Genomic DNA, 18,283 nt, shown 5'->3' on the forward strand with positions numbered 1-18,283 from the left:
CGGGTCCCCCTGTTTTCCGCTCACTTGTCCACATTGATCACGCGATCGGGCGTGATGCGTGTGGAGCCGACGCCAAGTGTTTCGGCGAAACCTAGCGTGTGGATGTCCTCGGATATCGCGCGGAAGCCGTTGCGTTCGCGCCAGCGGTTGATGCGCTCCAAAACCATCGAGTCGAGCGCCACCGGGTCGCTGCTCAACCAAAGCACCGGCTCCGACACCGTGTAGAGCGAGTTGAAATACGGCCCGCCAATGTATTGGTAGTGCTCCAGGCTCGCAATCGTGAGCGCCCACGTCTGGCGGAGCTCGGGGATCGCGCTCATCTCAGCAACCGCAGCGGGCGCGTTGGCCGGACTGCGGAAAAAGCGCGCCGTGTTGCTCGCGTTCCAAAGCGTCGCGTTTACCAGCGAGCCGTTGATGCCGAGAATCTGATGGTCGGTGAACACCGGCAGGTTTATCCAAAAATCCGCGTCGAGAAACAGCGGCGTGGCAAGGAAGCTCTTGCGGTCCTGCTCCCTGGTCGTGTTCGGATTTTGGTCCTCCACGCTTTTCTCCGCAAAAATCGAATCGAAACGCGATGGCAGCGGGCTGTCGTAAAACCAAACCGGATCGTAATACCGGCCGGACTCCAGCACGTAAACCGGGTGCCCCTTGAACGGATAATCACCCTGCGCGTATGCCGGCAGGTATCCGGTCATGCGCAGGCGCAACTGGTTCAACCCGACGATGAAAATATTTTCCGTTTCAAATCCGCGCCTTTCCATTGCGGCAATAACCGCCTTCACCAGCGCGATGGGCGTCGCCATGCCCGGGCCCGAATCCGTGTAAATTTTGAGGCCCACTTTTTTCTTCGGCCCCGGCGCGAGTTTGCGTCCGGTGCTTTCCTCATACTTCGAGAGCATGAGCTCGACCTTGGCGTCGTAGGCGCCCGCGTCGAACTTGGGCAGCGTCGCCTCCCACACGGGAGTCAACCCGGACGGCGCCGGCGCGTCAGCCGCGCGCGCAAACGCCGCCGCGGCCAGTGTCATTGTGGAAAACAGGATCGCTCTTAAAAATCGCATGAGAAAAGATAAGTCGCCTACCGGGAGGAAAAGTTTCGTGAATCAATGCTTAATGCCAGAATGCATTTTGGGTTAAAAGGGAAATCGTATGCGCCGGCGCGCACGGTTTTGCGGAGGCGCGCGGACGCAGTTTTTCGCATGCGTGGGCGCGCGCTGGACGCCCCCCCTACCCTACTTCACGGCATCCGCAAGCTGCCTCAAAAGCGCGCTCGCATCGATGTCGGCGCCGCTGTCGTTGGTGATGCCGAAGAGGTATTGACCGCGCCAGAGCATCGGGATGTCGCCGTTGAAACGGTCTGGCGTCACAAACGCGCCTTCTTGGGGCGTGGATTTTTGCCTGTTAAATTTTGCGTAGTCGCCGAGCAGTTTTTCAATCCCCGCCTTCGTTTTTCCGTCGATGACAAACATGTTATATTCTTTTCCGCCCTTGTCATAGGTGGCGCGCCATGCGGGAAGCATGAATTTGTGGCCGAGAAAACTGTCAACGATGTAGGTCTCGGAAAGCGCCCGTTTGTTCTCCCGCGGAAACGCCTTCAATATTGCGGGAAGCGCGGCGGCGGGGTCGATTTTTGGGGCAAGCGTGCGCGCGATTTTTTCCATCATGGCCGCGGTCTCCGGGTTGTCGTCGGAGGTCGTCACTTTCACATACATGCTGCCGGATAAAAAATAGACCAGGCCGGCGGCACGATATCCCTCGGCGCCGATTTGGAGAAATGTTGGCCCCGGCGAGCGCTCGGCGGAATAAATGGCAAAGGCGTCGAACGGCGTGGCGTGGCGATACATTTGCAGCGTCACGTATTTTTCAGTGCCGTTTTTTGTGTAATCGACGGAGGTCATCTCGGCAAAATTGCACTTTAGATATCCCTCGGCCGCGCCGTTGATGCGGTCGAAAAGATTGTCGCCGGTGAAAACCTCAACTTCCTGGGAAAGCGTCCAGCCGTCGATTTTCGGCAGCATGGCGACGAGCTCTTTCGGGGTTTGGGCGAATGCGAGCGTTGCGAAAACGACAGGGAAAACAAATGATGCGAGGATGTTTTTTTTCATGGCGTGAGGATGTCCCATGCGACCGATGAACCCGATGGGACTGGCAGGACGGGTGGACTCAGTGTTCTCCGCGATTTGATTATACCAAAAACTCGTCGGGCACGTTGCGAATGCGGGAGATGTCGCGGATTTTGTCGGCAACGAGGAACCCGGAGCGGCAGTTCACGGTGCAGGTTTCACAATCGCCGCAGGGATTGTCGGGCAGGCTGAGCTCGGTGATGGTTTCCTTGGCGAGGCCGGGCTGGCGATAACCGTGCGCATACATGTAGGCGCGCATGAGGTCGGGGATCGGCAGATTTTGAGGGCACTGGCCGTCGCATCCGTGGCATTGCGTGCAGTAGAGCGAGGCGACTTTTTTGCCGCCGTCGATGAACGCTTTTTCCTCGGGCGTGTAGGCGAGGCTGGCGGCGGACTCGAGGCACACGTCGAGCTCGTCGAAGTTTGTGTAGCCGGGAATCGCCGTGGTCACGTTTTTGTCCTGCAACGCCCACTTGAGCGCGGCGGACACGTTTATGTCTTTTGCGCCGGCCATTGTTTTCATCGCGACGACGCCGATGCCGGCGGCGGCGGCGCGGGCGATGGCGGATTTTATATCGAGGCTTTGCTGTTTCTTAAAATTATACGCCGTGAGCACGACCTCGTAAAATTTGCTTTTGATAACGGCGTCGATGACCTCGGGCTCCTTGTCGTGCGTGGAGACGCCGCAGTGCTTGATGCGCCCCTGTTTTTTCAGGGCTTGCATGACTTTGTGGATCGGTTCGTGAAGCACGGCCTTCTCGGAGTTGACACCGTGGAGATACAGGATGTCCACGTATTCAAGCCCGAGGCGCTCCATGCTCGTGTTGAACTTTTCCATGAAAATCTCCGGGGCGTTGTCGTTGAAGATTTCCCGGCGGACATTGATTTTCGTGGCAACGACAAACCGGTCGCGCGGCACGTCCTTGAGCACCTTGCCAAGCATGGTTTCGTTGTTGCCCCGCTGGTAACCGTGCGCCGTGTCGAAATGCACAACACCGTTGCGCAGGGCCGCCCTGACGAGGTTGGGATTGTCGGCTCTCATCACGCCCATGCTGAGGATGGGGAGCTTGATGCCGGTTTTGCCGAGGGGGCGAACCTCGAATTTCGGCGACTGCGGCGCGGCGGGTTTTTCACCGGTGGAAGATTGCGCGCGCAGTGCGGATGACAGAATCAGGCCCGCGCCTCCGGTTGCGGCATGACTGAGAAAACGACGGCGGTTTATGTTTTTTTTCATAATACTTATGAACGAGGGGGATTTTGTTGGAGTTGTTTTTTACCCGGCGACGGATTTGGGCCCGTGCCCGCGGAACCGCTGGTCAAATTTTCGCCTATGGTGAAAAGAATATTTGCACAAAAAACGCAACTTTTCTTTGCATGCCGCGCAATCCAGCCTGCATTATCCAACACCATGTCCTCCGACGCCCTCCTCAAATTCAATAACAAGGAACTCACACTGCCGGTCATCACGGGAACCGAAGGCGAAATCGCCATCGATATGAGCCGCTTGCGAGCGGACACCGGCGCGATCACTTTCGACGAAGGCTACGCCAACACCGGCTCGTGCAAAAGCGAGGTCACTTTTATCGACGGCGAAAAGGGCATCCTGCGCTACCGCGGCTACCCGATCGAGCAGCTCGCCGAAAAATCCAACTTCGTGGAAACCGCCTATCTCATAATGAACGGCGAGCTGCCCAAGCCCCACCAGCGCGCCAGGTTCGGGCGACTCCTCTCGGACAACGCCGCGCTGCGCGAGGGCATGGTGCGCTTCATCCAGAATTTCCCGCGCGACGCGCATCCGATGGCCGTGCTCTCCGCAAGCCTCAACGCCCTCGGCGCCTACTACCCGCACCTCGCCAGCAACAACCACCAGCAGGACCTCGAGCACTTCGACGAGGCCGCCGCCGTCGCCATCTCCAAGGTGCGCACCATCGCCGCGCACACCTACCGTGTGAACATGGGCAAGCCCTTCAATTATCCGCGCCCGAACTTCGGCTACTGCGAAAACTTCCTCCACATGTTGTTCACCGACCCCTACAACGAATACATCGCGAAGGAGGAAGTCGCGCGCGCCCTCAACCTCTTCCTGCTCCTGCACGCTGACCACGAGCAAAACTGCTCCACCTCGACCGTGAAGATGGTCGCCTCCGCCGGCGCGAACCTCTTCGCCTCCATCGCCTCCGGCGTGTGCGCCCTCTGGGGTCCGCTCCACGGCGGCGCCAACGCGGCCGTGATCGAAATGCTCCAGCACATCCACGACGCCGGCGACGACGGCACAAAATTCATCGCCGCGGCAAAGGCGGGCAAGGGACAGCGGCTGATGGGCTTCGGCCACCGCGTGTATCGCAACTACGACCCGCGCGCAAAAATCATCAAGCAGAGCTTCCACGACGCGCTCGCGAGTCTCGGCATCAAGAACGACCCGCTGCTCAACATCGCCATGAAGCTCGAGGAGGCCGCGCTCAACGACGAGTATTTCATATCGCGCAAGCTCTACCCGAACGTCGATTTTTACTCGGGCCTGATCATGCGCGCCATCGGCCTCCCGACCGACATGTTCACCGTGATGTTCGCCATCGGGCGCATGCCGGGCTGGATCGCGCAATGGCGCGAAATCGCGGCGAATCCGAAAGGCAGAATCTACCGCCCGCGTCAAATCTACACCGGCCACACGCTCCGCAACTACGTGCCCATGCGCGAACGCATCGAAGCCGCGAAGCGCGCGTAACGCGGACGCGGCCGGTTCGTTTTCGGCTACTTCACCAGCTTCACCTTCGCCTGGGTTTTCACCCGCTCAAACTCCAGAAAGAAGCTGCCCAGCACGCCCGGCTTCACGCGCACCTTTTTCACGCGCGGATCGGGGCCGCACGAATACGAGCCGGAAACCACCTTCCAGCGCTGTCCGTTTGAAAGCGTGAAAACCGTGCCCTTCTCGAACCCCGCAAACGTGCCCGCCAGCTCAAGCTCCATCGTGTTGTATTCGATCTCGGTGCCGGGATCGACCTTCACCTTTTGTCGGTTCGGTTTGGGCGGGGATTTTGGTTTTGCAGTTGCCGCGTCCGTCGCGGCCACCGCCACTGGTTCATCCCCGATGGGTTTGGCCGCCGCTTGCGTTTCAGCGTTCGCAACACACGCCCCCGCGGCATGCGCCTTCACAAGCGCGTCGAGATGCGCCCGCTCGGCGGCGGACAATTTCGCCAAACCCGCCGCGTCGTAGTCGGCCTTTTTGAGCCCGTCCGAGAATCCCGCGCCCGCGCAAACTACAGGGGCGAAAAAGAACCCCGACGCGCAAGCGGCCAGCGCCACCGTCAACCGAAAAGACCAAATGGAAGTCATGCCCCGAGTCATGCGCGGCCTTTGCGCCGGCTGCAATTTTATTTGCTTCCTCAAAAAATCGTTTTGCGGCGATTCCTCCCTTGCAAACTCGCGCGCGCGGGCTCTCTCTGTTTCTTTGCTTAACCATCAACCGACATCAGCAATGATTGGCCGTCTATCACAACTCCTGGACCCTTCCCGCATCACGCTCTCCATCAAGAGCGCGCGGAGAACCGCCGCGATCAACGAAGTTGCGCGGCTCCTCGACGGCCACCCAAATGTCACTAATTTTCAAGGTTTCTACAACGAACTGCTCGCGCGCGAACGCCTCGACACCACCTGCCTCGGCAACGAAATCGCGATCCCGCACGCCCGCACCGAGCATGTGCAAAAAATCGTGCTCGCCGTCGGCCGCAGCGACAAGGGTGTCGTGTTCGAAAACTGCAACCAGATCGTGAAACTCATGTTCGTGCTCGGCACCCCGAAGACAAACCCCGGCACCTATCTCGCCATCGTCAGCGCGCTCTGCCGCTTGCTCAAGGAACCCGAAAACCGCGAGGTCTTCATGAGCGCGTCAACCCCCCAGGAGTTCATTCAGGCCGTTGTCGCCGCAGAGGAAAAACTCTTCGGCGTTGATGCCAAATAACCGTTTTCCCTTCGCGCCGTGTCAGAAAAGCCCGAAACAAATCCGCACGATTCCACGCACAAGCAACCCGCGACGGGCGGGCGCCCCGACTGGGTTCCGGAAAACGCCGGCGCCGCCTTCGCCACCTGGGTGATCGAGGGCGTGAAACAAACCGGCGATTTCGCGCCGCCCTCCACCACCCCGCCGCGCCGCCGCAAGCTCTCGATCGACGACTACGTCGAGGGTATCCAAAAACAGGATACAACCATCCTCGCGCGCGCGATCACGCTCGTCGAAAGCAGCGCCGCCGCGCACCAGGAGCAGGCGCAGCAGCTTCTCGCGCGCATTTTGCCCGACACCGGCAAGTCCATGCGCGTCGGCATCACCGGAATCCCCGGCGCGGGCAAGAGCACCACAATCGAAAGCCTCGGCACGCATCTTTGCGAAAAAGGCCACCGCGTCGCCGTCCTCGCCGTCGACCCGTCGAGCAGCGTTCACGGCGGCAGCATCCTCGGCGACAAGGTGCGCATGGAAAAACTCGGCCGCCAGCCCGGCGCGTTCATCCGTCCCTCGCCCTCGGGAGGTTCGCTCGGCGGCGTCGCGCGCAAAAGCCGCGAGACCATTCTCCTGTGCGAGGCCGCCGGCTACGATGTGATCATTGTCGAAACCGTCGGCGTCGGCCAAAGCGAGGTCACCGTGCGCTCCATGGTCGACTGTTTCCTGCTCCTCTCCATCGCCGGCGCGGGCGACGAAGTGCAGGGCATCAAAAAAGGCATCATGGAACTTGCCGACATCATGGTCGTGAACAAGGCCGACGGTGATAACAAAATCCGCGCCATGGCCGCGCGCGCCGAGCTCGAACGCGTGCTCCACTACCTGCGCCCCGCCACCGAAGGCTGGACCACGCCCGCGCTCACCGCGTCCGCAATCACCGGCGAGGGCATCGACAGGGTTTGGGAAACCGTGCTCGATTTCTTCAAGGCCTGCCGCGAAAGCGGAATCCTCGATGAACGCCGTCGCGACCAGTCCATCGCATGGATGCACTCGCTCATCCGCGAATCCCTTCTCAACGATTTTTACCAGGCCCCCACCGTGCAGGCGTTGCTGCCGCAAATCGAGCACGCCGTCGCCAACGGCCAAAAACCCTCCCTCGCCGCCGCCAAGGAACTGCTCGCGCTCTGGAAACGGTGACGCTCACCCAAGCCGCCGCTTCCAATAATCCGGCTCGCGATGCAGGTGCATGATCGCGACCACCCACACGCAGTCCGGCTCGTCGAGATAAACAACGGCAAATGGAAATGAACGCCCCAAGTTTCTCCTTGCGGGCGGCTCGTATTGTCGGAACTGCGCCGGGGATTTTCTGATTTCCAAAATCAACCTTTCGATCTCGTCATAAAAACGCCCGCCCAATTGCCGGCTTATGTTCGCGTAATGTTTGGCTGCAACGGCATATTCCTCATCGGCCTCGGGGTGAAGAACGACGGGCTTCATCGGGCATCACCTTCCGACGATTTGCCTGATTTTTTTCGATGACTGCTCCGCCGGAATGCCCTTGATTTTTCCGCTCCGAATATCGCCGATGCGCGAATGAACGACCGCCGACCACGCGGCGGAATGTTCCGCATTCTGGCCGCCGTGAGACTCCATCAAAATACGATCGACCAGTTCCGCCACCACATCACGCGGCAGCGAACGTGTTTCATTCACGATCTGGTCAATGGTCATCGGCATCTTGCTAGAATGGGACAACATCCGGTGTTTGCAACCCCGCAAACGCCTCGGCGTCAAAACGCCGCGCCATTTTTCCCTTTTCACGCATCTCCCTTGTCTCTTCACTTTAAACCTTTGTCTTTTTCACCAAACGCATAACGCGCCTTTTTACAGCACCAAAAAACAACCATCATGGCACTCGAAACAAACCTCCTTGCAAAAGCAGCCAACCAAGCCCGCGGCCTCGCCATCGACGCCGTCCATAAATGCAGCTCCGGCCACCTCGGCCTCCCGCTCGGCTGCGCCGAAATCGGCGCCGTCCTCTACGGCAGCGCCCTCCAGCACAATCCCGCCGATCCCAAATGGCTCAACCGCGACCGCTTCGTGCTCTCCGGCGGCCACGGCTCCATGTTCCTCTACGCATGGCTCCACATGAGCGGCTACGACCTCCCGCTCGACGAGGTCAAAAACTTCCGCCAGCTCCACAGCAAGACCCCCGGCCATCCCGAGTTCGACGAAACCCCGGGCGTCGAGGCCACCACCGGCCCGCTCGGCCAGGGCATCGCCAACGCCGTCGGTTACGCCGTCTCCGGCAAAATGGCCGAGGCGCGCTTCAACACCCCCGAGCACACCATCTTCGACAACCACATCATCACGCTCGCCGGCGACGGCTGCATGCAGGAAGGCGTCGCCATGGAAGCCGCCGCCTTCGCCGGATTCCAAGGCCTCGACAACCTCATCCTCATCTACGACTCAAACGACGTCACCCTCGACGCCATGGCCGACAAGTCGCAAAACGAAAACACCGCCGCCCGCTTCAAGGCCATCGGCTGGGACGTGATCACGCTCGCCGAGGGCCACGACATCGCCGCCATCAACAAGGCCGTCAACAAGGCCAAGAAAGCCAAGACCGGCAAACCGCAGCTCATCATTGCAAAAACAATCATCGGCAAGGGCATCCCCGAAGTTGAGGGCACCTCGAAAGGCCACGGCGAGGGCGGCGCGAAATTCGCCGACGCCGCGCGCGCCGGACTCGGCCTCCCCGCCGACCAGCTCTTCCACGTGAGCGACGATGTCAAAGCCTACTTCGCCAACCACAAAAAGCGCCTCGTCCGCGCCTACAACAAATGGGGCAAAACCTACAAGGCCTGGCGCGAGGCCAACCCCGACAAGGCCGCGATCCTCGACTCGCGCAACACGCCAGTCAGCGCCGCGCATCTCGCCGAGAATGTGATCCCGATGTTCGCCGCCGACGCCAAGCTCGCCACGCGCGCCGCGGGCAAGGAGATACTCCAGCCCCTCGCCGCCGAGCTCCCGCTCCTCGTCTCCGGCAGCGCCGACCTCTACGGCTCCACGCTCAACTACATCGCCGCCTCGACCGACTTCGACAAAACCAACCGCGCCGGGCGCAACATCCGCTACGGCATCCGCGAGCACGCCATGGCCGCCATCAACAACGGCATCGCCTACGACGGCATCTTCCGCACCTCGTGCGCCACGTTCCTCGTGTTCGCCGACTACTCGCGCCCCTCGATGCGCATCGCCGCGCTCGCCAAGCTCCCCGTCACCTACATCTACACGCACGACTCGGTCGGCGTCGGCGAGGACGGCCCCACGCACCAACCCGTTGAAACCGTCAGCGGCCTCCGCGTCATTCCGAACATGGACGTCATCCGCCCCGCCGATCCCGAGGAAACCGCGGGCGCCTTTGCCGCCGCGCTCGAGCGCACCGACGGCCCCACGCTCCTCGCGCTCACGCGCCAGGCGCTGCCGATGCTCAACGACATCCCGCCGCACATCCGCCGCGCCGGCGTGTTGAAAGGCGGCTACGTCGCCATCCAGGAAACCGCTCCGCTCACGCACATCCTGCTCGCCGCCGGCAGCGAAGTGCAGCACGCCGTCGCTGCCGCGAAAATCCTCGGCCCCGGGGCGCGCGTCGTTTCGATGCCCAGCTTCAAGCGCTTCAACGAGCAACCGAAGGAATACCGCGACTCGATCCTCCCGCCCGACTGCCGCAAGCGCGTCTCGATTGAGGCGGGCGTGACGGCGCTCTGGCGCGAATACGTCGGGCTCGACGGCATCTGCATCGGCATCGACCGCTTCGGCATCAGCGCCCCCGGCGGCACCGTGATGAAGGAGCTCGGAATCACCCCCGAAGCCGTCGTCACCGCCGCACAATCGCTGTAAGAAAAAACGAAACAACCTTCTGCAAAAGCGGCGGACTTAAAAAAGTTCGCCGCTTTTTTGTGGCAGCACGGGCGTCTAGCTCATGCGACCGAGTTTTTCGAAATTTCATCCACTGTTACCAAGATTAATTCATTGAGCGGACCGGCAAACACATACAAAGGATACCGACGCAGCAAGCGAGAGCCCATCCTCCGTCGGCCCTGTGCATGCCATCCCAAATGAAACTATATATTCTCCAATTCATCCCGCTCGGGCAATGGGGGGAACTTTTTATGCGGCTCGGTTTGATACCAGAAGGCTACGGAGGCGATGTCCGAGTGCTGGGCCAGATAGCGGCCCTCGCTGCGCCATCCCAAATCCTGTATTGTGACGCGAAGCTTTTTTGTGAAACGAATCGGGTCAACAATATGCCAGCGATAGAGGCCGAAGCGCTGTTGCGTCTTATATAAACCATCCGGTTTCACCACCTGCACCAGACCGGCATAAGGCGTCGTGAAGGGTTGATAGCGTTTCTCCTCCTTATTTTCGAAATTATATGAACCGCAAAAGTAATCCTCAACACCCGTGCCGCATATCGTCGGGTAATCAGTGTCGTCATCAATGAAGAACTTGATTTCGCCCTCGCCCCACCAACCGTTGTTGCGCACTCCCCAAACCATGCAAACGCCGACATAGTGACCGCGGCCCTCCACGCCGTCGATTATTGTATAATCAGATGTCGGATTGCAAGGGGTGCGGCGGAATTGCGCGTGAAAGTATGCGACGTCATCCGGCACTCGAGTGAGCGTGTAATCAATTTGATAATACAATCGCATCGGTTCCGCATTGAGACTTTGCATCGTGACACGGCAGCGTTTGCGAAACGGCATTGTCCAATAACAATTAAAAGCGCTGCCGGGATTCACGCATACGGCCAGCGATGACAGCGGGGCAAACTCACCGCAGCCCATGCCAAAAAAGTCCCCGACGGGACATTCGACGGAGGGTTCGGTTTCGTCGTCCCAATAAATGCGCAAAATTGTATAACGCCAGTTGCCGGTAGGCGTCATCCAGATGTGCTGGATTGCCCCGGGGCCGGCAATGTCCGCGAGCGTGAACGTCTCCCCGGGATTGATAAGCACAAAGGGATTTACCTTCCACCCCTTGCCAAGTTCGCGCGCGGAACCCGCCGCATTGGCGGCATTGGGAGTATCCTTGTCCTTCGGGTCCGCGCGTCCGCCTCCGCCGGGTTCACCGGTGAAATTCTCAGGACTAATGGAACGCGTCCGCGCGTCAGAGAGACGGCAAAGATTGCCGAGGTTGAGATCGAGACCGTTGAATGGCGTAGTGCTCATGATTTATCCTGAACGGGTGAAGCAGTGTTTTTGTGGAAGGTGAAGCTGCGCTCCCATTCGGCGGTTTCGCCGGGCGCGAGCCTGATGAGAACAAATTGCTCGGGGCAAAGGTATCGGCTGGCGGCGTGCACGGCGATGCGCGAAACTGGAAACGTATTCGAAACATGAATACTTTGTTTCGTGACAGTGCAAACAACCGTGAGCGAACGCCAGGCATCCCCCTGCCCTTCCCGGAAAACCGGCACGACAAGGTTGACGGCTTTCGGAAGCACTTGATCAAAATGAAGCGTCTTCCCCTCGCGCCGTGCGCCGTCATAAACACCATCGTCGGGCAGCGGTGTTTCGAAATGCAGCGCATAACCCGGCCCCACGGGCTGCCCGGCGAACAAGAAATAGTTGTGCGTATAGTGCTCTGTCGAGAAAGCGCGTCTGCCGGTGTTTTTTAACGTATAACGAATGCGAAGCGTGTTCCCTGAGAGCGTGATCTTTGCGCCCAAATCATACGCGAAGTCATTGGCACCGGGACAGGTCTGCGCGAAGATGGCGCCCGTGGATGTCCATTCGGCATGTGTCACCGCGCGCTCCACAATAGGGTATTGTGTATAAAACTCATATTTGGCTGTCGTTTTTTTGAGCACACCAACACCGATTTTGACAAAAGACTCCCCCACGTCGGCAGCGACAAAGCTGACCGGCTGAGGCCCGTCCTTTCCACCGAGATCAAACTCCATTGCGAGACCGCCGTTTTCTGTAACAGGGTCGTGCGCCTCGGGTGAAAACAAATAATCGCGTCCATCGACGGCTACTTGAAGCACGTTGGCGACCGGCGAAAAACGAACGCCGGTATTGTAACGATCGGGAGCATTCGGATCCATCACCTTGACCGTGAGGCATCCGTTTGTGAGAGTGTGCATGGCGGGTTGGGATTGGAGTGTCAAAGCGAACAGACACGCGCACGCCATCATGGACAAAGTGAAATATATGCGGAGCGTTGCTTTCATTTAGACCAAGGAGTTTTTACTGTTTTATAATTTCAAGTCCGTCCGATTGATTTATATAAAAAGTGAACCAGTTTCCCGCGCGCCCCTGGTGGCATTTGACGAGCAGTTCATTATTGTCGGCTCGAAGAGTCGCGCGCGCGCACAAAGGTTTCCATCCGCTGAACCACGAGCCATCGCGATCATGCGATGAGTGCGCGCGTTCGCTGGTGACAGGCGTTCCGTTGACGTAGAGGTTGGCCCACCAGTCGCAGCCGAGCAAAAACTCGCACGCGCGCGCATCCGGCGAACGAACCACCGCGCGCGCAAAATAAACGCCGTTGGCGTCGGCGGAACCGTATTTGGTGAAATCAATCGTGTTTCCGTCGGGCGGCAGCGGCTTCCACGCGACACTTTCCGGATCCGTTTCCGGTGCGTAAACCGTCCCCATGGCCTCGCGCACCTCGGATTCTTTTCCGGGAATGCGATAGGGCGAGGGAAAGGGCCCGCAAATGCTCCAGCAGGCGGCGTCCATGTTTTTCCACAATGGTTGCAAACGCCACGAGAGCAGCTCAAACAGCGCGCCATCAGTGGCTGTGATCGTGCACGTGGTTGTCGAGGATGTGAGCGCGAGATTTTTTGCAGTCAGCGTGTGCGGATAGTTTCCGCATGTGGTTTGAAGCGTCCGCACGCCAGGCACGCCATCAATGCGCAGCGTGAACTGCCCGGGATTTTTGCCGACAACACAAACATCGAGATCGTGGCAGCCCGGCACCGTGATCGGCAATTGCCACGAATGGACGGCGGCGCGCCCGGACGGCCCCTCGCAAACATGAGCCTCGGCGGGCGCGTAGAGGCCGGTGTCTTTCTCGACAAGTTTTTGAGGGGGCGGCGCAGCAGGCGCGATCCGCTCAAACTCGAGCGCAATGACTGTCGCCAGCGGACTTTTTTGTGGCGCGAGATCAAGCGTGACGAGCCCGCCGTCCTGCGCGAAGTTCACCGTTTCTCCCGTGGCCAACACGACGGCCGCGCGCATCTTTTCCGAAACGCCCGCGATGGTTATTTTACGAATTTCAGAGTTTTTGGAAAAAATCTCGTTGTGAAAATAGAGGCATTTTTCCGTTGCTGTGCAAAGACCCGCCTCATGTTCCGCCTCGGTGAATGACGTGCGTTGCGTGCCGCGGACCGCGCGCCCGTTCAGCGCCATCCAGCGACCGACATCGGCAAGCACGGCAGCCTGCGCGTCCGGGATTTTCCCCGAGGGTTCGGGGCTGATGTTGACGAGCAGATTGCCATCATAACGCGCGCAGAAAACGAGTTGGTCTATGAGCGATTGCGGCGATTTCAGTTTGTTGTCGCCGGGGCGCCACGACCAGCTTTCACCGAGCGTCATGCACATTTCCCAACGGCGACCGGCGGGCGGAATCGTGAGATGCTGCTCGGGAGTCGAGTAATCCTCGGGCAAGCACGAGCGATCGTTTATGATGATGCCGGGCTGCAATTCGCGCGCCATTGCGTTGAGTTCGGTGGCGCGCCAGTGACGCGCCACCGTCGCCGGATATGAGATGCCCGGAACCGTGCACCCGTCATACCAGAGCAAATCGATTTGCCCGTAATGCGTGAGAAGCTCGCGAAGCTGCGCGTGCGTTTCATCCACCATGCCGCGCCAGCCTTCGGGATCGCGCGCGGGACCGTTGATGATCGCGGGCCATTGCCAGCTCATGATCGAGAGATACAATCCCACGCGCAGACCGGCGCGACGGCAGGCATCGGTGTATTCGCGCACAAGATCGCGACGAGCCGCGGAGCGCGTGCTGTTGAATTGCGTGCATTGCGAATCCCAAAGGCAAAACCCGTCGTGATGCTTTGCAACAAACACGACATATCCCGCGCCAGCCTGTTTCGCGGTCCGCACAAGCGCGTCGGCGTCGAAATCCACGGCCGTGAAACGCTGCGCAAGCGGATTGTAGTCCCCGGCGGAAATGCCCTCGTTGAACATGACCCATTCGCCGCGGCCAAGCAGCGAATAGAGCCCGTAGTGCGCAAACATGCCCAGTCGCGCCTCGGAAAACCAGGCATGCGCGGGATTGTCCGCGCGCGAGACTGGCGGGAGATTGTCGCCGCGTTGAGTGAGATTTGGTGTGGCCGCTTCCATGGTCTAATTGTATATGTGCGCTCGATAATATTATATTATCCCGCAATCCAAAACGAGGTTTGCGGACTCAGTGTTTCGGGAACGCCCTCGACATCAATGACAATGATGAACGGCATCGCGCCCGCGCCCGTGACAGGCGGAATCCCTTTTAGAAACAAACGATTGCCTTGCTGCACGAATGACAGGGAACGACCGTCCGCAAGAAGCCGCGCGGCAAGCACGCGATTCTTGATGTCGGCAAAGCACAGCTCCCCGCCGGTTGATTTGAACACATGCAAATAAATGCGGTTCTCCTTCACCGTCGTCACGCCCCAATTATTCCAAGTGTAGGGACTGCGCCCCGAGTGCGGCAGAAACTCGCCGTTCACACGAAGCCACGCGCCGACATCCTTGAGGATGCGCACGGACTCGGCGGGAATCGTGCCATCCGCCATCGGTCCGACATTGAGAAGCAGGTTGCCGGATTGCGCGGCGGTTTCCGTCAGCAAGCGAATAACGTGCCACGCGGACTTCCAATTGTCGTCGCCCGCGTGGTAGCCCCAATTGTCGTTGAGCGTCATGCACGCCTCCCACAAGACGCCGGGCTCGGCGGCCTTGATTGCCTGCTCGCAACACTGCACATCCCACGGGCGGCCGTTGCGATTTGCAATGAGGATTTCGGGCTGGAGTTGCTTGATGCGCGTGTTGATCGCCTCGCCCCCGGTCGGCGACGGAATGCATCCGTCATACCAAAGCAGGTCGATGGCACCGTAGCGCGTCATCAACTCCTCAAGCTGACGGTAATAATAATCGACAAAACGCAGACGCGCCGCCTCGTCGGGCCACGCCTGCGGCCAGTCGCGGCAAAACGCGCCCGGATAATCCGGATGATACCAGTCCGCCATCGAAAAATAAAATCCCACGCGCAAGCCGGCCTCGCGCATCGCCCTTGCATAATCGGCGACAAGATCGCGGCGCGCGCCGAGTTTCACCGAGTTGAAATCCGTCGTCCTCGTATCCCAAAGGCAAAACCCGTCGTGATGCCTCACAGTCAGCACGGCGTATTTCATACCGGCATCGCGGGCGAGGCGCGCCCACCCGGCGGGATCGTAGTTTTCCGCGCGAAAATTGGCCGCGTATTTTTCCGCATACTCCGCCTTCGGAATACACTCGCGATTTGCCACCCACTCGCCTCGCCCGGCGACCGAATACGGCCCCCAATGAATGAACATTCCGAAGCGCGCCTCGTTGAACCAAGAGTTTTGATTGTTTGTCATTTGTTATGCGGGGTTTCGGGATTTGATATTTTCAAAACGCGGTCCAGCCAGCGCCATGCACGCCGGTCAAACTCAGCCGACCAGTCGTGCGCGATCCCGGGCAGCGCCACAATCCGCTTCTCGCTCGCAGCAAGCCGCGCATAAATAGCGTAAACACCCGTCGCCGGCGAAACAGCGTCGATAAGCCCGGCGTTCATCATGACCGGACAACGCACATCGGGCGCGAAGTTCATCGTGTCATAATACGCGAGGCAGCGCGCGGCGGGTGTGCCCGCCAGCGGTGGGTTGATCATGCCCGACATGCCATCCAGCCGCGGCGCGGCTGCGTTGCAGTCGCGCGCCCAATCGAGATAAGGCAGGTTGGCGAAATGCGCGATGGCAGGCACGGCCGCCGCGACTTCGCCATCCAGCGCCGCCGCGACAATCGAAAGCCGCCCGCCCTGACTGCCGCCGACAACAACAATGCGCGATTTGTCCACATCGGACCGCGAACGCAGATAGCGCAGCGCCTGCACCACGTTCAGATAAATATTGCGGTAATAAAACGCTTCGGCGGGCTCGTATTTTTTATCGCGACTGTAACCGGGGAGCTCGGAATATTTTTCAGCATCCACAGGCTGGCCGTGCACTTGAATATCGAGCGCGAGAAATCCGTGGCGAGCGTGCTCGAGCGGCATCGGACGCGCGGCAAATCCCGCGCCCGGCAAGACAAGCATCGCGGGAAACGGCCCCGCCCCACCCTTCGGCTTGGCAAGCCAGCCGTGAATGCGCACGCCATCGACACTCGCAAAACTCACCTTCCCCGCCTCAACCGCCTCGAAACGATGCCCCTCGGGATCGTAATCCGGCGGAAGCGATGCGTGCGCCGCATTGTATGCGTTTATCTCAGCGGATGAAAATGTCCTCACCGATTCCGCCTTTGCGTCCAGTGACACATTATCGAGCGCACGGATTTGTCTTTTCCAAAATTCAGAAAAATCAGCCGGACGAGAATCGGTGATGTGCATTTTGTCCACATCGAAACCAAATGTGCAAATCCCCACAACCGGCTTCTCCGCCCCGCAATCGACCGCGACTCGCAAGTCATAAAGACCGGGCATCAACCGTGCCGTGGGAATCGTGATGACAAAACCATTCTCAGGCCGCGCAACGCCCGGGCCACTGGAAAAAGGCTGCTCAAACAGATTGCGCGCCAGCGTCCATTTCAACGAAACCGCGCGCACGCCCGCGCGGCAACGCAGCGTTATGGCATCGCCGCTTTTGGCCTTGGTGAAAATGAGGTCGTCATTTCCCTCCGACCAAAATTGCAGCAGCGCCTCATGAGGCGGCGACGGCTTGGGATCAAATTTCCCGGCAAGATTCATCTCCATGGCATTGAGAACAGTGGTTATAAAACACAGGCAGCAGAACAGGGTGATTGTGGAACGGAGTTTCATTACAAGGTTACATTCTAATTTTTGTCAGAGCATAAAATGACATACTATATATAATTTACATTGAATAATTACTCAAACCCATGCAGTCGCATTTATCAGCTCATCAATATATTCACGATAACAATCATAAGATATGTCCGCAGGGATGGAGTGATCTATGCCGGGGATATAGCCGCCCTCCTCGATCACGGGGCGCAGGCGCGCAAACTCCGCCGCCATCGCGCGCCGCCCTTGCGGGATGATGCGCTTGTCGAAACCGCCACCGATGCGCAAATCGCGCCCGAATTGCCGGCGCAGATCGACAGGATCCATGCCCGAGGCAACCTCGCAGGGGCATGTGCTGTTCACCCCAACGGAAAGCATGTCGGGAAGGAGGAGCCGGCAATCACCGTCACTGTCATGCCACGTCAGATGAATATTATGGGAATGCGCAAAATCCATCGCCTTCTTATAGTGCGGCAATATCATTTGGCGAAACATGGCGGGGGAAATCAGCGGGCCGTTTTTAAATGCGAAATCCTCGCCGAAACCGATTATATCAATTTGAGTCACTTGCACCGCGCGGCGCAATCCCTCCATGACCACGGTATTGTAACGCTCGAACAGCTCGCCCACCAACTCCGGCTCGTCGTAAAGCAAATAGGCGGCCCCGTCTATTCCGGCGATTGAGCGCAGTGTCCAATAATAACAACCGCCGTCGATCATGATGATGTCACCCCGCTCCCCGGCGGCGCGGATTTGTCCGAGCCAGTCGGAGGGAAAACGCGCGTCCAGATTTTCCACGTCGAAATGCTCGTCCATCAGGCGGCGCAAGTCCGCGCCTGTTTTCACGGGAAACTCCAGCCATTCCGGAAATGAAGAGTGATCCTTGAATTCCTTCACGGTGCGCCCGTAGCGGTCGGTGCGATAGACAAACTGCTCGTCCTCGCGCAGGGTTTGCACCGGATAATCGGGAAAAACGCCCGCCGCCGGTGTGATGTTGCACATCTTGTAGCCATATTCGCTGACGCCGAGATGTTCGTGAACATCCGTCACGTCCGCGGGCAATCCCTCGCGCCGCCAGCGGGCGAGTGTGTCAAACCACGCCCATGCAAGATAGCAGGGCCGCCGGTCAACGCATTGATAGTTGAGCGTATTAAGAAATCGTTCCCTGGCATTCATACCCATGAAT

General features: G+C 59.1%; 16 protein-coding genes. 4 read left to right on the forward strand and 12 right to left on the reverse strand.

Annotated elements, in window-relative coordinates:
* Positions 1 to 20: 20 nt before the first annotated feature.
* The 3 genes from CKA38_RS01485 to CKA38_RS01495 all read right to left on the reverse strand — a co-directional run bounded on the left by CKA38_RS01485 (position 21) and on the right by CKA38_RS01495 (position 3,354).
* Positions 21 to 1,025: a DUF362 domain-containing protein gene (locus CKA38_RS01485; RefSeq protein ID WP_236919093.1), complete on the reverse strand. Its 1,005-nt coding sequence runs from the start codon at positions 1,023 to 1,025 to the stop codon at positions 21 to 23.
* 204 nt (positions 1,026 to 1,229) lie between these two features.
* A complete protein-coding gene (locus CKA38_RS01490; RefSeq protein ID WP_108823916.1) occupies positions 1,230 to 2,102 on the reverse strand; it encodes a DUF6599 family protein in 873 nt (290 codons plus the stop codon).
* A 79-nt stretch (positions 2,103 to 2,181) separates the two neighbouring features.
* Positions 2,182 to 3,354, reverse strand: a complete 1,173-nt coding sequence (locus CKA38_RS01495) for an aldo/keto reductase (RefSeq protein WP_108823917.1) — start codon at positions 3,352 to 3,354, stop codon at positions 2,182 to 2,184.
* Between the two features lie 174 nt (positions 3,355 to 3,528).
* Here CKA38_RS01495 and CKA38_RS01500 point away from each other — a divergent pair, with 174 nt between their 5' ends.
* Positions 3,529 to 4,845, forward strand: coding sequence for a citrate synthase (locus CKA38_RS01500; protein WP_108826347.1), 1,317 nt, complete (start codon positions 3,529 to 3,531; stop codon positions 4,843 to 4,845).
* Positions 4,846 to 4,871: 26 nt separating this feature from the next.
* Here the strand turns inward: CKA38_RS01500 and CKA38_RS01505 are convergent, their stop codons facing one another.
* Positions 4,872 to 5,453 carry a hypothetical protein gene (locus tag CKA38_RS01505; RefSeq protein ID WP_152032611.1) on the reverse strand — a complete coding sequence of 194 codons (582 nt, stop codon included), beginning with the start codon at positions 5,451 to 5,453 and terminating at the stop codon, positions 4,872 to 4,874.
* A gap of 142 nt (positions 5,454 to 5,595) precedes the next feature.
* Between CKA38_RS01505 and CKA38_RS01510 the strand changes: the two genes are divergently transcribed.
* A complete protein-coding gene (locus tag CKA38_RS01510; protein WP_108826348.1) occupies positions 5,596 to 6,078 on the forward strand; it encodes a PTS sugar transporter subunit IIA in 483 nt (160 codons plus the stop codon).
* Between the two features lie 18 nt (positions 6,079 to 6,096).
* A complete protein-coding gene (gene meaB / locus CKA38_RS01515; protein ID WP_108823919.1) occupies positions 6,097 to 7,248 on the forward strand; it encodes a methylmalonyl Co-A mutase-associated GTPase MeaB in 1,152 nt (383 codons plus the stop codon).
* Positions 7,249 to 7,251: 3 nt separating this feature from the next.
* Here meaB and CKA38_RS01520 read toward each other — a convergent pair whose 3' ends face one another.
* On the reverse strand, positions 7,252 to 7,548 hold the full coding sequence (locus CKA38_RS01520) for a type II toxin-antitoxin system RelE/ParE family toxin (RefSeq protein WP_108823920.1): 297 nt from the start codon (positions 7,546 to 7,548) through the stop codon (positions 7,252 to 7,254).
* Positions 7,549 to 7,554: 6 nt separating this feature from the next.
* On the reverse strand, positions 7,555 to 7,788 hold the full coding sequence (locus CKA38_RS01525) for an addiction module protein (protein WP_236919094.1): 234 nt from the start codon (positions 7,786 to 7,788) through the stop codon (positions 7,555 to 7,557).
* 171 nt (positions 7,789 to 7,959) lie between these two features.
* Here CKA38_RS01525 and tkt point away from each other — a divergent pair, with 171 nt between their 5' ends.
* Entirely contained in the window at positions 7,960 to 9,954 is a 1,995-nt protein-coding gene (tkt, locus tag CKA38_RS01530; RefSeq protein ID WP_108823921.1) for a transketolase, read from the forward strand.
* 224 nt (positions 9,955 to 10,178) lie between these two features.
* On the opposite strand, the gene CKA38_RS01535 is transcribed toward tkt, so the two are convergent.
* The 6 genes from CKA38_RS01535 to CKA38_RS01560 all read right to left on the reverse strand — a co-directional run bounded on the left by CKA38_RS01535 (position 10,179) and on the right by CKA38_RS01560 (position 18,279).
* Positions 10,179 to 11,288 carry a glycoside hydrolase family 172 protein gene (locus CKA38_RS01535; protein ID WP_108823922.1) on the reverse strand — a complete coding sequence of 370 codons (1,110 nt, stop codon included), beginning with the start codon at positions 11,286 to 11,288 and terminating at the stop codon, positions 10,179 to 10,181.
* Complete coding sequence (locus CKA38_RS01540) at positions 11,285 to 12,019, reverse strand: hypothetical protein (protein ID WP_152032612.1); 735 nt, start codon at positions 12,017 to 12,019, stop codon at positions 11,285 to 11,287. The genes CKA38_RS01535 and CKA38_RS01540 overlap by 4 nt, the downstream gene beginning before the upstream one ends.
* A 286-nt stretch (positions 12,020 to 12,305) precedes the next feature.
* Positions 12,306 to 14,420, reverse strand: coding sequence for an alpha-L-fucosidase (locus CKA38_RS01545; RefSeq protein WP_108823924.1), 2,115 nt, complete (start codon positions 14,418 to 14,420; stop codon positions 12,306 to 12,308).
* 35 nt (positions 14,421 to 14,455) lie between these two features.
* Complete coding sequence (locus CKA38_RS01550) at positions 14,456 to 15,676, reverse strand: alpha-L-fucosidase (protein ID WP_108823925.1); 1,221 nt, start codon at positions 15,674 to 15,676, stop codon at positions 14,456 to 14,458.
* A complete protein-coding gene (locus CKA38_RS01555; RefSeq protein ID WP_108823926.1) occupies positions 15,673 to 17,112 on the reverse strand; it encodes an acetylxylan esterase in 1,440 nt (479 codons plus the stop codon). Before CKA38_RS01555 ends, CKA38_RS01550 begins: the two co-directional genes overlap by 4 nt.
* 72 nt (positions 17,113 to 17,184) lie before the next feature.
* Positions 17,185 to 18,279 (reverse strand): uroporphyrinogen decarboxylase family protein, encoded by a 1,095-nt coding sequence (locus CKA38_RS01560; protein WP_108823927.1) that lies wholly within the window; start codon positions 18,277 to 18,279, stop codon positions 17,185 to 17,187.
* Positions 18,280 to 18,283 lie beyond the last annotated feature (4 nt).

This window comes from Ereboglobus luteus (genome assembly GCF_003096195.1).
Lineage (GTDB): Bacteria > Verrucomicrobiota > Verrucomicrobiia > Opitutales > Opitutaceae > Ereboglobus > Ereboglobus luteus.

Bases quoted from the DNA above. Each gene is read 5' to 3' on its own strand.
- CKA38_RS01485 (WP_236919093.1), bottom strand. From the start codon at position 1,025: ATGACACTGGCCGCGGCGGCGTTTGCGCGCGCGGCTGACGCGCCGGCG.
- CKA38_RS01490 (WP_108823916.1), bottom strand. From the start codon at position 2,102: ATGAAAAAAAACATCCTCGCATCATTTGTTTTCCCTGTCGTTTTCGCA.
- CKA38_RS01495 (WP_108823917.1), bottom strand. From the start codon at position 3,354: ATGAAAAAAAACATAAACCGCCGTCGTTTTCTCAGTCATGCCGCAACC.
- CKA38_RS01500 (WP_108826347.1), top strand. From the start codon at position 3,529: ATGTCCTCCGACGCCCTCCTCAAATTCAATAACAAGGAACTCACACTG.
- CKA38_RS01505 (WP_152032611.1), bottom strand. From the start codon at position 5,453: ATGACTTCCATTTGGTCTTTTCGGTTGACGGTGGCGCTGGCCGCTTGC.
- CKA38_RS01510 (WP_108826348.1), top strand. From the start codon at position 5,596: ATGATTGGCCGTCTATCACAACTCCTGGACCCTTCCCGCATCACGCTC.
- CKA38_RS01520 (WP_108823920.1), bottom strand. From the start codon at position 7,548: ATGAAGCCCGTCGTTCTTCACCCCGAGGCCGATGAGGAATATGCCGTT.
- CKA38_RS01525 (WP_236919094.1), bottom strand. From the start codon at position 7,788: ATGCCGATGACCATTGACCAGATCGTGAATGAAACACGTTCGCTGCCG.
- tkt (WP_108823921.1), top strand. From the start codon at position 7,960: ATGGCACTCGAAACAAACCTCCTTGCAAAAGCAGCCAACCAAGCCCGC.
- CKA38_RS01535 (WP_108823922.1), bottom strand. From the start codon at position 11,288: ATGAGCACTACGCCATTCAACGGTCTCGATCTCAACCTCGGCAATCTT.
- CKA38_RS01540 (WP_152032612.1), bottom strand. From the start codon at position 12,019: ATGGAGTTTGATCTCGGTGGAAAGGACGGGCCTCAGCCGGTCAGCTTT.
- CKA38_RS01545 (WP_108823924.1), bottom strand. From the start codon at position 14,420: ATGGAAGCGGCCACACCAAATCTCACTCAACGCGGCGACAATCTCCCG.
- CKA38_RS01550 (WP_108823925.1), bottom strand. From the start codon at position 15,676: ATGACAAACAATCAAAACTCTTGGTTCAACGAGGCGCGCTTCGGAATG.
- CKA38_RS01555 (WP_108823926.1), bottom strand. From the start codon at position 17,112: ATGAAACTCCGTTCCACAATCACCCTGTTCTGCTGCCTGTGTTTTATA.
- CKA38_RS01560 (WP_108823927.1), bottom strand. From the start codon at position 18,279: ATGGGTATGAATGCCAGGGAACGATTTCTTAATACGCTCAACTATCAA.